Raw genomic sequence first — 12,061 nt, 5'->3', positions numbered from 1 at the left:
GGGACCCGCACGGGGCCAGCGCGGCATGCAATCAAACAAGACCGATCCCTCATTCCCCGGCCGGAAGAAGATCAGGTATGTGCCCCAGGGCATGGAACACTCCACCCCAGCCGCTCTCCCACAGTCGGCAAGAGGCTGGAGCCGCAGCGGCGATTGCCCGACAGGCAACCCTGCTTCCGCATCCGTGAAGGGCCCCAGCGACCCTGGTGCTACTTCGCGCAGCCCTCGAGCTTCAGCCGCTGCCCCTGGTGGATCGCGTAGCGCGGGGCCTTGAGGCCATTGGCCCTAGCCAGCACCTTGGCATCGCAGGAATACCGCTGCGCGATCGAAACCAGGGTGTCGCCGCGGACGGCGCGGTGTTCGCGCGGCCTGGCGGCGGGGGTCGCGACACCGGTGGCGACGGTGGTCGGGCCTGCGGCCATCGGAGTCACCGTCGGTCCGCCGGTGATCGGGGTGGCCGCGCCGACGCTGACCACGGCCGCCGCCGGGTTACTCATCACCAGTTGCCGGGCGAGTTCGGCGCGGGCGCCGTGGACGCAGTGGCGGTTGTAGAGGCCGGCGATCTGCGCGGTCGCGCGCAGGGTGGTGCCGGCCGGGAGCCAGCTGTCGGCCTGGTAACGCGGGTTGAGGTTGCGCAACACGCGCATGAAGCCGTCACGGGTGCCGCCGTTGCCGAGGCAGATGGTCAGTTCGTAGATCGACGCGGGCTTTTCCAGCTTGAGCTGGTCCGGGCGGGTGCGCACGCGCGGGAAGTGCAGGCCGTACTGCTTCGGGTGCAGGAACAGCCACGCCGCGGCGATCACCATCGGCACGTAGTCGCGGGTTTCGGCGGGGAACTGGTTGTAGACGTCGGCGTCCCAGAAGCCGCGGCCGCCGCTGCCCTGGTACACGCGCAGCGCCCTGCCCTCACCGCCGTTGTAGGCCGCCAGCGACATCTCGATGCTGTGGTTGAGCTGCCCCAGGCGCTCGTTGAGGTAGGCGGCGCTGGCCTCGGCCGCGGCGCGCGGGTCGTAGCGGGTGTCGAAGCCGGAGCCGTCGTCGCCCAGGCCGAAGCGCTTGCCGGTGGCGTACATGAACTGCATCGGCCCGGCCGCGCCGGCGCGCGAAGTGGCGTGGACCTTGCCGTTGGACTCCTTGGCCATGATCCCGAACAGCAGCGCCTCGGGCAGGCCGGCACGTTCGAACGACGGCCACATGGTCTGGCGCAGGTATTCGTAGTTCTCGTAGCTGTCCATCAGCGACGGGCGCATGTCGGTGAGCCAGCGGCGGATGCCGGCCTGTACCGCGGGGTTGTACTGCACCATGCGGTCGAAGCGGTGGCCACGGTCGTCAAGCAAAGAGGCCGCGCGCGCGGCTTCGGGCACGTCGGCGGCCAGGCCGACGTCATCGGCATGGTCGGGATCCGGGTCCATCGGGTCGCCGTCGTCCTCCCAGTCCGCATCGCCGGCCGCCTCGGCATCGGCGTTGAGCTTGAGCAGGCGCTTGAACGCCGCCATCTGGTCGTTGAGCTGGCAGCCCTTCTGCTTCATGCAGGCCGCGACGACGTCTTCCATGTCCTCGATTGCGGCGTTGCTCTGTTCGATCGCCCCGGGCTCGGCGTTGCCGGCCTTCACCAGCGCTTCGCGGTAGCGCTGCTCGGCGGCAGCCATGCGCTGGTTGAGGGTGTCGACGGCGGCGGCATCGCGTTTTGACAGCGCGGCGGCGTCGAAGGACAGAACGGACAAGGCAATGGCGGCAAGCGGCGCCCAGCGGGCGAAAGAGACGGCAAGGACGGGCATGAGGTGCAAGACGTTCCGGAAAATGATGACGACACGCAGGGTAGCGTCGCGGGATGAAGCGCGGCAACCGTTCGCCTTCGCTAGAATCGCCACATCTTCCGCTGAGGCAACGCGATGGACCCCATTCTCGTCGGCAAGGCCGTCACCACGCCCACGTCGCTGCCCGCGAGCCAGGGCAAGGTCTGGCTGCAGCCGAAATTCGGCAACCGCCACGGGCTGGTGGCCGGCGCCACGGGCACCGGCAAGACGGTCACCCTGACGACCATCGCCGAAGGCTTCTCGCGGATCGGCGTGCCGGTATTCATGGCCGACGTGAAGGGCGACGTCGCCGGCCTCGCCGCGGCCGGTGCGCTGAACGAGAAACTGCAGGCGCGGATCGCCGAAATCGGCATCGACGGCTACACCTCCGAAGCCAGCCCGGTGATCTTCTGGGACCTGTACGGCAAGCTCGGCCATCCGGTGCGCAGCACGGTCAGCGAAATCGGGCCGACGCTGCTGGCGCGGATGCTGGAACTCAACGACACCCAGTCGGGCGTGCTGGAGATCGTCTTCAAGCTGGCCGACGACAACGGCTGGCTGCTGCTCGATCTTTCCGACCTGCGCGCCCTGCTGGCCCACGCCAGCGAGACGCGCAAGGAAATCTCCGGCAAGTACGGGCTGATCAGCACCCAGTCGGTGGGCGCGATCCAGCGCGCGATCCTGCAGATCGAGCAGCAGGGCGGCGACCTGTTCTTCGGCGAACCGGCGCTGGAACTGACCGACCTCATGCGCACCACGCCCGACGGACGCGGCGTGATCGGGATCCTCGCCGCCGACCAGCTGATCATGAAGCCGCGGCTGTATTCGAGCTTCCTGCTGTGGCTGCTGTCGGAGCTGTTCGAGCAGCTGCCGGAAGTGGGCGACCTGGACAAGCCGAAGCTGGTGTTCGTGTTCGACGAGGCGCACCTGCTGTTCGACGACGCCCCGCCCGCGCTGCAGCAGCGCATCGAACAGGTGGTGCGGCTGATCCGTTCCAAGGGCGTGGGCGTGTACTTCTGCTCGCAGTTCCCCGACGACGTGCCCGACAACATCCTTGGCCAGCTCGGCAACCGCGTGCAGCACGCGCTGCGCGCGTTCACGCCGCGCGACCAGAAGGCGGTGAAGACCGCGGCCGAAACCTTCGTTTCCAATCCCGACCTCGACGTGGCCAAGGCGATCGGCCAGCTCGGCACCGGCGAAGCGCTGGTGTCGACGCTGCAGGACAAAGGCGTGCCGATGCCGGTCGAGAAGACGCTCATCGCGCCGCCGCGCTGCCGGATGGGTTCGATCACCGACGCCGAACGCGCGACCGTGCGCGCCGGCAGCCCGGTGGGCGCGAAATACGACAGGCCGGTCAACCGCGAATCGGCAGCGGAGATGCTCGCCGCGCGCCGCGCCGAGCCCGCGACCGAACCGAAGACGTCGCAGAAGCCTTCGCGCAGCGCACAGGCCGACGACGGCGAGCGCGGCATGGGCGACGTGGTCAAGGACGCGCTGTTCGGCACCAAGCGCCGCCAGGGCATGATCGAGACCATGGCCAAGCAGACCGCGCGCACCGTGGGCAACCAGATGGGCCGGCAGATCCTGCGCGGCGTGCTGGGCAGCATCTTCGGCGGCAAGCGCTGACCGTCCTTCCGCCTCGACACCGATTCCCCCGATGGAGCATCCGATGACCTACCGCACCGCGTTCACCCTCGGCCTGTGCGCCGCCGCCCTTGCGCTGGCCGCCTGCAAGCCTTCCAGCGACACCGCGGCGCCTGCGGATGCCATGGCGCCTTCCGAGGCGGTCGCGCCAGAGGCCGCCCACGACACCGCCACCGACGTGCTGAAGGAAGTCGACAACAGTCCCGCGCCGGAAGGCCTCGACGTGCGCGCGTTCGCCGGCAGCTTCAAGGGCACCCTGCCCTGCGCCGACTGCCCGGGCATCGACAGCACCATCGAACTCAAGGCCGACGGCAGCTACGCCACCCACGATGTCTACCAGGAGCGCGATGCCAGCTTCGACAGCACCGGCACCTGGACCGTCGAGGAAGCGGGCAAGCGAATCCGCCTGGACCCCAACAGCAAGGACGAAGTGGACCGCCTGTACGAAGTCGTGTCGAACGACGAGCTGCGGATGCTAGACGGCGACGGCAAGGCGATCGAGAGCGGCCTGGACTACAGCCTGCATCGCAGCCGCTGAGGCGGCCCGGCGGGCGCCACGCCAGTCGCGGGATCCCGCGGGGAGCACCGGCTGCCGCGGCATTGGCCGTCGGGCAGGGGATCTGGCGTTGGTGCCGACGCATGGGCGACGGGGGCAGCCCGTTCGCGCCGACGCCGTGGCCGGACGTCGCCGACGCCCCCTTTTCGCCGGCCGCCGCGCCGAGGGCGCAAGAGGAGTTCGTCATGAACCGTTTCAGCCGTGCACTGCGCGCAGTCCTGGTTTGCACTGCGATCCTGGCGGTCGCATCCCCTGTGCTCGCACAGGACAGTACCGCCATCGTCTCCCTCTATCGGGTCGCGCCCGGCAAGCATGCGGAGTTCCTGAAGTGGATGGCCGCGCGCGAAGCGGCCGCCAAGCAGGCCGGCGCCCAGCCCACGCAGTGGTACGCGCACCTCGATGGCGACAGCTGGGACTACATCGCCATCGCACCCGATCATGACCCGGTGCGCGACGGGAAGGCCGACGCGATCGCCAGGCAACAGGGCCTGGCGATCGGCATGAAGGCCAGCCTGGAGCTGCGCGGACTGATGGCGTCGCACACCGACACCATCGCCGCCGGTCCGTTCACCGCTGAGCAGCTGGTGCAGGAAGCCGGCAAGCCCTGAACAGGCGTCTCGCCGCGGGCCTTGTGCGCCCACGGCGACTTTGCGATAACACGATGCCCTGCATCGTGTTGTCGCATGTCCCGCTGGCGTCCACCCGCTGAAAAAAGCACCGCGCTGATTACCGCGCCCGGGCACGCGCGCCTGAAGGCCGAACTCGACGACCTGTGGCGGGTGCGCCGCCCGGAAGTGGTGAAGGCGCTCGCCGCCGCCGCGGCCGAGGGCGATCGCTCGGAGAACGCCGAGTACACCTACCGCAAGAAGCAGCTCGGCGAGATCGATCGCCGGGTGCGCTATCTGTCGAAGCGGCTGGAAACGCTGCGCGTGGTGGACACGGTGCCCACGGACCGCGAGGCGGTGTTCTTCGGCGCGACGGTGGAACTCGAGGATGCCGCCAGTGGCGACCTGTCGCGCCATCGCATCGTCGGCCCCGACGAAACCGATGCGAAGCTGGGCTGGATCAGCATCGACTCGCCGCTGGCGCGGTCGATGCTGAAAAGGCGCATCGATGACGAGTTCGAGGCGCAGCTGCCGGGGGGCATGCGGCGGTTCTTCATCGTCGCCGTGGACTATGGCGAACCGTAGGTCGGGGCTACGCCCCCGACGGCTTTTGATACCCCCGCGCGAATATCCCGCGGCTGAAGCCGCTCCCACGGGAACCGGTTTGCAGGATGCCAACCGTGTCCTTGCGGGAGCGCGCTCGGGCACGAACGGGTTGCGCGGGTAGAGCCATATCGCGCCCAGGTGCGCTCCTACAAAAGCGTGAGCGCGGCCTGCACGCTTCAGGGCAGCCGTTCGAGCTCGTACACACCGCCGTTGGCGTCGGCGGTGAAGTAGCCGGTGGACGACACCGCATCAGATTCCGGCAGCGGTGTGCCGCGAGGCACGTGGCAGAACACCAGCCGCCCGGTGGCGCCGCACTGGATCTCGTGGCCGCCCGCAACGCCAGGGAACAGCTTCGCCAGGCCCGCCCAGCCCATCTCCTGCATCGGCTGCGGCTGGCCGTCGAACCACGCGGTCCAGCCGGCGCTATTCGCCTCGATGCGCAGGGGCGCGGGCATGTCGGGCGCCGCCGGCTCGCCCGCGGGACGGTAGCTGCCGCTGAGCAGGTCTGCCGCCTGCGCCTGCGCGGCGGCGGCCAGCGCCAGCAACGCAGCCAACGCCACCGCCGCGGGCAGAGGCGTCACGCGTTGTAGTCCACTTCGCCGTACAGGTCGTGTTCGTCGCTGCCCATGATGCGCACGTCGACGAACTCACCCGGCTGCAGGCCGGCGTCGCGGCCGTCCTGCACCTGCACCAGGCCGTCGATCTCCGGCGCGTCGGCCATCGAGCGCGCGATGGCCAGCTCGCCGTCGATCGCATCGACGATGCAGCGCTGCACGCTGCCGACCTTGGCTTCGAGTTTCGCGGTGGAAATATCCGCCTGGCGCTGCATGAAGCGCGCCAGGCGCTCCTGCTTCACGTCCTCGTCGACCGGGTCCGGCAGGTCGTTGGCCCTGGCACCCTCGACCGGCGAGTAGGCGAACGCGCCGACGCGGTCGAGCTGCGCTTCGTCGAGGAAGTCCAGCAGTTCCTCGAACTCGGCCTCGGTCTCGCCGGGGAAACCGACGATGAAGGTGGAGCGGATGGTGATGTCCGGGCAGATCGCGCGCCAGCGCTGGATGCGCTCGAGGGTCTTGTCGACCGCGCCCGGCCGCTTCATCAGCTTCAGCACGCGCGGGCTGGCGTGCTGGAACGGGATGTCGAGGTAGGGCAGCAGCTTCGGCGTGCCCTCGGCATTACGCTCGGCCATCAGCGGGATGATGTCGTCGACGTGCGGATACGGGTAGACGTAATGCAGGCGGGTCCACACGCCGAGTTCGGACAGGCCTTCGCACAGCGCCTTCATCCGGGTCTGGTAAGCCCTGCCCCGCCATTCGCGCTCGGCGTAGCGCACGTCGACGCCGTAGGCCGAGGTGTCCTGCGAAATCACCAGCAGTTCGCGCACGCCGCCGCGCACCAGCCGTTCGGCTTCGCGCAGCACGTCGTCGACCGGGCGCGAGACCAGATCGCCACGCATCGACGGGATGATGCAGAAGCTGCAGCGGTGGTTGCAGCCTTCCGAAATCTTGAGGTAGGCGTAATGGTGCGGGGTGAGCTTGACGCCGATGTCGTCATCCATCGCGCGGCGCGGGACCAGGTCGATGAACGGGTCGTGCTTCGGCGGCAGCGCGCTGTGCACCGCGCCCATCACGCTGGCGTAGTCCTGCGGGCCGCTGATCGACAGCACGCCGGGGTGCGCCTGCCGGATCACGTCTTCGCGCTTGCCCAGGCAGCCGGTGACGATGACCTTGCCGTTCTCGGCCATTGCCTCGCCGATCGCGTCGAGCGATTCGGCCACCGCCGAGTCGATGAAGCCGCAGGTGTTGACCACCACCACGTCGGCGTCGTCGTAGGTCTGGACGATGTCGTAGCCCTCAACCTTGAGCTGGGTGAGGATGCGCTCGGAGTCGACCAGGGCCTTGGGGCAGCCGAGGCTGACGAAGCCGACGCGCGGGTTGCTGGCGATGGTGGCGGGCGTGGACATGCAGGTACTGCGAGGCGTGAAGGCCGGCAATTATAGCGGCGGGGCCGGCCCGGCCTGTCGCACCCGGCCATCGCGCTTCCGCGCTTCCGCGCTTCACGGCCCGGCGGCGGCGCGGGAGCGTTTCGCCAAAAAAGCAGGGGCGCCAAGGCGCCCCTGCCGGTTCACGCAGTTGCCTGCAGGCCTCAGTCGAGGAACTCGCAGCGCCCGAACCTGGCACCGCTGGCCACCTTGGCCTTCAGCCCGTTCGGGAAGTTGCCCGGCCGCCGCCGGGCTGCCGCTTCGGCAACAACGCGCGCTGCGCCGCCGTTGCCGGGGCTGCCCGCACGCGGCGCTAGAATGCCTTCCAGCTACCGGAGACCGCCGCGTGGGCCAGCACATCGACATCAAAGTCCCGGACATCGGCGTTGTCGGCGGCTGGCTGGCCCGGCCGGACGGCGCGCCGCGCGGCGCGCTGGTGGTGGTGCAGGAGATCTTCGGCGTCAACGCGCACATGCGCTCGGTGGCCGATGGCTATGCCCGCGACGGCTTCCTGGCGCTGGCACCGGCGTTCTTCGATCCGGTCGAACGCGGCGTCGAGCTCGACTACGGCGAGGACGGCTTCCGGCGCGGACGCGAGCTGGTCGGTGCGCTGGGATTCGACAGGGCGCTCGCGATCGTCGACGCCGCCGCGCGGTTCCTGCGCACGTCGCTGGACAACGCGCACGGGGAGGCATCGGCAGCCGCCGCTGGTCCGCAGCGGCCGCGGGTCGGCGTGGTCGGGTTCTGCTGGGGCGGCAGCGTCGCCCTGCTCGCCAATACCCGCCACGGCCTGCCCGCGGTGAGCTATTACGGCGCCCGCAACGTGTCGTTCCTCGACGAACCCCTGCGCGCGCCGATGATGTTCCACTTCGGCGAGCGCGACGGCAGCATTCCCGCGCCCGACATCGCGAGGCATCGCGATGCGTATCCGGCGGCGGCGATCCACGTGTATCCCGCCGGCCACGCCTTCAACCGCGACGTCGATCCGCGCGCCTGGGAGCCCGCCAGCGCGCGGCTCGCCCACGAACGCACGCTGCAACTGTTCCACGACGCGTTGCACTAGCAGCGCACGGAGACCGCCATGCCACGCAAGCCCGCCCACCACGACCGCTACCAGCTGCATCCGCAGCTGGCGGCGGACACCCATCCGGTCGCCTCGTTCGCGCTCAGCGAACTGCGCCTGATGGACGACAGCAACTACCCGTGGCTGGTGCTGGTGCCGCGCGTGGTCGATGCCGGCGAACTGATCGACCTCGACGCCGGGCAGCGGCGCCAGCTGGGCGACGAGATCGACCAGGCCTCGCGCCTGCTGCGCGACGCGTTCTCGCCGTTCAAGCTCAACGTCGCCGCGCTTGGCAACCTCGTGCCGCAACTGCACGTGCACGTGATCGCGCGCTTCGAACACGACCCGGCTTGGCCGGCGCCGGTGTGGGGCCGGGTCGCCGCGCGGCCGTACACGCCGGAGGCGCTGGTCGAACGCATCAACGTGCTCAACGAGTACCTTCGCGCCTGATCGCCCCGGCTGCGCCATGCAGCCGCACGCTTCTTCCCGCTCGCCCTGACCGCCCCTGGAGCCGTCCATGCGCACGATCCCGACCGTCACCCTGTCCGCCGCGCTCGCCGTCGCCATGCTCGCCGGCTGTGATCGCCAGCCCTCGCCGCAGCCGGTCGCGACGCCGCCGGCAGCCCCGCAGGACGCTGCCGCCAGCACTCCCGGCGATGCAGCGTGGCAGCCGGCCGTCGACGGTTTCATCGAGCAGTACTTCGAATTCTTCCCGGTCTTCGCCGCCAACGCGGGCAAGCACGAGTTCGACGGCCGGCTGCCCGACTACAGCCCCGAATCGATGCAGGCCACGATTGGCTGGCTGCACGCGCAGCGCGACACCATCGCCGCGTTCACCGACGCTGCGCCGGGCAAGCCCGGGCTGGACGACACCCAGCGCTTCCAGCGCGACTACGTGCTGGCGGTGATCGACGCCCAGCTGTTCTGGCTCGAGGAGTCGGGCTTTGCGCACAGCAATCCGGGGCTGTACACCGGCGACCTGTCGCCGAGCATGTACCTCACCCGCCAGTACGCACCGCTGCCGCAGCGCATGGCCGCGTTCGTGCAGTACCAGGAGGCGCTGCCCAAGGCGATCGAACAGATCCGCGGCAACCTGAAGCCGCCGCTGCCTGCGACCTATGTCGACCTGGGCGCCAACACCTTCAAGGGCTATGCGGAGTTCTTCCGCGACTCGGTGCCCGCAATCTTCGCCGGCGTCGACGACGCCGCGCTGCAGGCACGCTTCAAGGCCAGCAACGCCGCCGCTGTCAAGGCCGCGCAAGGCATGGCGGACTGGTTCGCCACGCTGAAACCCACTGCCACGCAGGACTTCGCGCTCGGCGCGGACAGGTTCTCGCGGATGCTGTCGGCCACCGAGCGCGTCGACATCCCGCTGGACCGGTTGAAAGCGATCGGCGAGGCCGACCTGGCGCGCAACCTGGCTGCGCTCGAGTCCGCCTGCGGGCAGTTCGCCAAGGGGCAGTCGCTGCAGGCCTGCGTGGCGAAAGCCAACGCCGACAAGCCCGAAGGCGGCGCAGTGGAAGGCGCGCGCAAGCAGCTGGCCGGGCTGCGCCAGTTCATCCTCGACAAGGACCTGGTCAGCATCCCCGGCACCGAGCAGGCCGAAGTCGCCGAGGCGCCGCCGTTCAACCGCTGGAACTTCGCCTACATCGAGATCCCCGGCCCGTACGAGAAGAACCTGCCGTCGGTGTACTACATCGCCCCGCCCGACCCGTCGTGGCCGAAGGCCGAGCAGGACGCGTACGTGCCCGGCAAGGACGACCTGCTGTTCACTTCGGCGCACGAGGTCTGGCCGGGGCATTTCCTGCAGTTCCTGCATTCCAACCGCGCCGACTGGACGTTCGGCCAGCTGTTCGTCGGTTACGCGTTCGCCGAGGGCTGGGCGCACTATGCCGAGGAGATGATGTTCGACGCCGGGCTCGACGGCGCCACTCCGGAAGTCCACATCGGCCAGCTCGGCAACGCGCTGTTGCGCGACGTGCGCTTCGTCTCCGCGATCGGCCTGCACACCGGCGGCATGACCGTGGCGCAGTCGGAGCAGATGTTCCGCGACAAGGCTTTCCAGGACCCCGGCAACGCGCGCCAGCAGGCCGCACGCGGCACCTACGACCCGGCCTACCTCAACTACACGATGGGCAAGCTGATGATCATGCAACTGCGCCAGGACTGGACCTCGACCCGCGGCGGCCGCAGCGCCTGGCGCGCCTTCCACGACCAGTTCCTCGGTTACGGCGGCCCGCCGGTGCCGCTGGTGCGCGCGCAGATGATGGGCGGCAAGGCGGAGGCGAAGCTGTGGCAGCCGGCGGGTACGGGTTCCGCCACACCGGCGAAGTGACCGCGGCTTCCGTCGGCCCGAAGGCCTGCGGCCCGCAGCGGGCCCGTAAGGTCGCGACGGCGCGCGCGATCGAACAACAACACGCACCCGAACCTGACGCAGGACCACATCGCCGCCACAACGAAGAAGCCCCGGAGTTCACACCCCGGGGCTTCGTGGTTTCCAGCTTGCGCAGGACTCAGTCGGCGTGCACCACGCGGGTGCCGGCGATCAGGTCATGGCCGCAGCGGCGGTCGTTGCGGAAGATCATCAGCACGTCCACGAGCGCGACCACCGGTCCGAGCAGGGGAATATTGCTCGCGAGCTGGACCGGAAAGTAGCGCAGGCCCAGCAAACGCCCAAGCGGCGGCTTGCCGCCCTGCATGTCGACGATCTTGATCTTCAACACCTTCTTGCCCCACGTCTGGCCGCTTGCATTGAGCGGAATGCCCTGCACGATCGCAAAGACCACCAGCCCGACCACCGCCCACATCAGCGTGGTTCCCAGGCCAACCTGCTCGCCAGCCTGGGCCGCCGCCATCGCCGTCGTCCAGTAGCCACCCATGTACATCAGCGGCATCACGATCACCATCAGGATGATGGCGTCGATGATCGCGGCCCCGAGCCGCGCACCGCGCCCGGCCAGTTCATCGCCCGAAGAAAACTCGGCTACCGCCGCATCCGGCCCGCGATAAGGATTCTGTTCGTCCATCTGTTTCCCCTCTGCCTGGTTGGTTTGGATTACACGGTCATGTGCACGTGGATCAGGTGCGCGGCAGCGTCACCCCGGTCTGCCCCTGGTACTTGCCGCCGCGGTCCTTGTAGGAAGTCTCGCACACCTCGTCGGACTGGAAGAACAGCATCTGCGCCACGCCCTCGCCGGCATAGATCTTGGCCGGCAACGGCGTGGTGTTGGAGAACTCCAGGGTCACGTGGCCTTCCCATTCGGGTTCGAGCGGGGTCACGTTGACGATGATCCCGCAGCGGGCGTAGGTGCTCTTGCCCAGGCACACCACCAGCACGTCGCGCGGAATGCGGAAGAACTCCACCGTGCGCGCCAGCGCGAAGGAGTTCGGCGGGATGATGCACACGTCCGACTCGATGTCGACGAAGCTGCCCGGGTCGAACGCCTTGGGGTCGACGATGGTGGAATTGATGTTGGTGAAGACCTTGAATTCGCGCGAGCAGCGCACGTCGTAGCCGTAGCTGGAGGTGCCGTAGCTGACGATGCGGTGGCCGTCTGCGGCGTGCTTGACCTGGTGAGGTTCGAACGGTTCGACCATGCCGTGTTGTTCGGACATGCGGCGGATCCAGCGGTCGCTCTTGATGCTCATTTGGAGAAGATCCCGGATGCAGGTCAATGAAGCGGGACATTGTAGGGGCAACGCCTTGCTCCGCAGGAGCACCCCATGGGCGCGACCAGGCTTCGCCGATAAAGCCATCGCGCCCATTGGGCGCTGCTGGGACGGGCGGGATGCTGACGCAACCCTGCCGGCGGG

At 68.9% G+C, this 12,061-nt stretch carries 12 protein-coding genes; 7 read left to right on the top strand and 5 right to left on the bottom strand.

Annotated features, from left to right (window positions below; translation table 11 throughout):
• Positions 1-209: 209 nt before the first annotated feature.
• Positions 210-1,778, bottom strand: coding sequence for a transglycosylase SLT domain-containing protein (locus H570_RS0105115; protein WP_027079808.1), 1,569 nt, complete (start codon positions 1,776-1,778; stop codon positions 210-212).
• 114 nt (positions 1,779-1,892) lie between these two features.
• Here H570_RS0105115 and H570_RS0105110 point away from each other — a divergent pair, with 114 nt between their 5' ends.
• The 4 genes from H570_RS0105110 (at position 1,893) to greB (ending at position 5,186) form a co-directional block, all read left to right on the top strand.
• Positions 1,893-3,422, top strand: coding sequence for a helicase HerA-like domain-containing protein (locus H570_RS0105110; RefSeq protein WP_027079807.1), 1,530 nt, complete (start codon positions 1,893-1,895; stop codon positions 3,420-3,422).
• A gap of 43 nt (positions 3,423-3,465) precedes the next feature.
• Positions 3,466-3,978 (top strand): copper resistance protein NlpE, encoded by a 513-nt coding sequence (locus H570_RS18100; RefSeq protein WP_169447736.1) that lies wholly within the window; start codon positions 3,466-3,468, stop codon positions 3,976-3,978.
• Positions 3,979-4,181: 203 nt separating this feature from the next.
• Positions 4,182-4,604, top strand: a complete 423-nt coding sequence (locus H570_RS0105100; RefSeq protein ID WP_156899857.1) for a hypothetical protein — start codon at positions 4,182-4,184, stop codon at positions 4,602-4,604.
• 75 nt (positions 4,605-4,679) lie between these two features.
• Complete coding sequence (gene greB, locus H570_RS0105095) at positions 4,680-5,186, top strand: transcription elongation factor GreB (RefSeq protein ID WP_027079805.1); 507 nt, start codon at positions 4,680-4,682, stop codon at positions 5,184-5,186.
• Between the two features lie 197 nt (positions 5,187-5,383).
• Here greB and H570_RS0105090 read toward each other — a convergent pair whose 3' ends face one another.
• Positions 5,384-5,788 carry a hypothetical protein gene (locus H570_RS0105090; protein ID WP_156899856.1) on the bottom strand — a complete coding sequence of 135 codons (405 nt, stop codon included), beginning with the start codon at positions 5,786-5,788 and terminating at the stop codon, positions 5,384-5,386.
• Positions 5,785-7,167 (bottom strand): 30S ribosomal protein S12 methylthiotransferase RimO, encoded by a 1,383-nt coding sequence (rimO, locus tag H570_RS0105085; RefSeq protein WP_027079803.1) that lies wholly within the window; start codon positions 7,165-7,167, stop codon positions 5,785-5,787. Before rimO ends, H570_RS0105090 begins: the two co-directional genes overlap by 4 nt.
• 364 nt (positions 7,168-7,531) lie before the next feature.
• Between rimO and H570_RS0105080 the strand changes: the two genes are divergently transcribed.
• The 3 genes from H570_RS0105080 (at position 7,532) to H570_RS0105070 (ending at position 10,583) form a co-directional block, all read left to right on the top strand.
• The gene (locus tag H570_RS0105080) at positions 7,532-8,248 is read left to right on the top strand and encodes a dienelactone hydrolase family protein (RefSeq protein ID WP_051176144.1); all 717 of its coding nucleotides are present in this window, start codon (positions 7,532-7,534) and stop codon (positions 8,246-8,248) included.
• An 18-nt stretch (positions 8,249-8,266) separates the two neighbouring features.
• On the top strand, positions 8,267-8,698 hold the full coding sequence (locus H570_RS0105075) for an HIT family protein (RefSeq protein WP_036135289.1): 432 nt from the start codon (positions 8,267-8,269) through the stop codon (positions 8,696-8,698).
• A gap of 67 nt (positions 8,699-8,765) precedes the next feature.
• A complete protein-coding gene (locus tag H570_RS0105070; RefSeq protein ID WP_027079800.1) occupies positions 8,766-10,583 on the top strand; it encodes a DUF885 domain-containing protein in 1,818 nt (605 codons plus the stop codon).
• Positions 10,584-10,761: 178 nt separating this feature from the next.
• On the opposite strand, the gene H570_RS0105065 is transcribed toward H570_RS0105070, so the two are convergent.
• Together H570_RS0105065 and dcd are read right to left on the bottom strand one after the other, a co-directional pair.
• Complete coding sequence (locus H570_RS0105065) at positions 10,762-11,274, bottom strand: RDD family protein (protein WP_027079799.1); 513 nt, start codon at positions 11,272-11,274, stop codon at positions 10,762-10,764.
• 52 nt (positions 11,275-11,326) lie between these two features.
• Complete coding sequence (gene dcd, locus H570_RS0105060) at positions 11,327-11,896, bottom strand: dCTP deaminase (RefSeq protein WP_027079798.1); 570 nt, start codon at positions 11,894-11,896, stop codon at positions 11,327-11,329.
• Positions 11,897-12,061: the final 165 nt, after the last annotated feature.

This window comes from Luteimonas mephitis DSM 12574 (assembly GCF_000422305.1).
GTDB classification, from domain to species: Bacteria; Pseudomonadota; Gammaproteobacteria; order Xanthomonadales; family Xanthomonadaceae; genus Luteimonas; species Luteimonas mephitis.
Note: the sequence above shows the minus strand (reverse complement) of the source record. Positions and strands in the feature narration are given on the sequence as shown.

Coding starts and splice junctions, on each gene's coding strand:
- H570_RS0105115 (WP_027079808.1), bottom strand. CDS start 1,778: ATGCCCGTCCTTGCCGTCTCTTTCGCCCGCTGGGCGCCGCTTGCCGCC.
- H570_RS0105110 (WP_027079807.1), top strand. CDS start 1,893: ATGGACCCCATTCTCGTCGGCAAGGCCGTCACCACGCCCACGTCGCTG.
- H570_RS18100 (WP_169447736.1), top strand. CDS start 3,466: ATGACCTACCGCACCGCGTTCACCCTCGGCCTGTGCGCCGCCGCCCTT.
- H570_RS0105100 (WP_156899857.1), top strand. CDS start 4,182: ATGAACCGTTTCAGCCGTGCACTGCGCGCAGTCCTGGTTTGCACTGCG.
- greB (WP_027079805.1), top strand. CDS start 4,680: ATGTCCCGCTGGCGTCCACCCGCTGAAAAAAGCACCGCGCTGATTACC.
- rimO (WP_027079803.1), bottom strand. CDS start 7,167: ATGTCCACGCCCGCCACCATCGCCAGCAACCCGCGCGTCGGCTTCGTC.
- H570_RS0105075 (WP_036135289.1), top strand. CDS start 8,267: ATGCCACGCAAGCCCGCCCACCACGACCGCTACCAGCTGCATCCGCAG.
- H570_RS0105070 (WP_027079800.1), top strand. CDS start 8,766: ATGCGCACGATCCCGACCGTCACCCTGTCCGCCGCGCTCGCCGTCGCC.
- H570_RS0105065 (WP_027079799.1), bottom strand. CDS start 11,274: ATGGACGAACAGAATCCTTATCGCGGGCCGGATGCGGCGGTAGCCGAG.
- dcd (WP_027079798.1), bottom strand. CDS start 11,896: ATGAGCATCAAGAGCGACCGCTGGATCCGCCGCATGTCCGAACAACAC.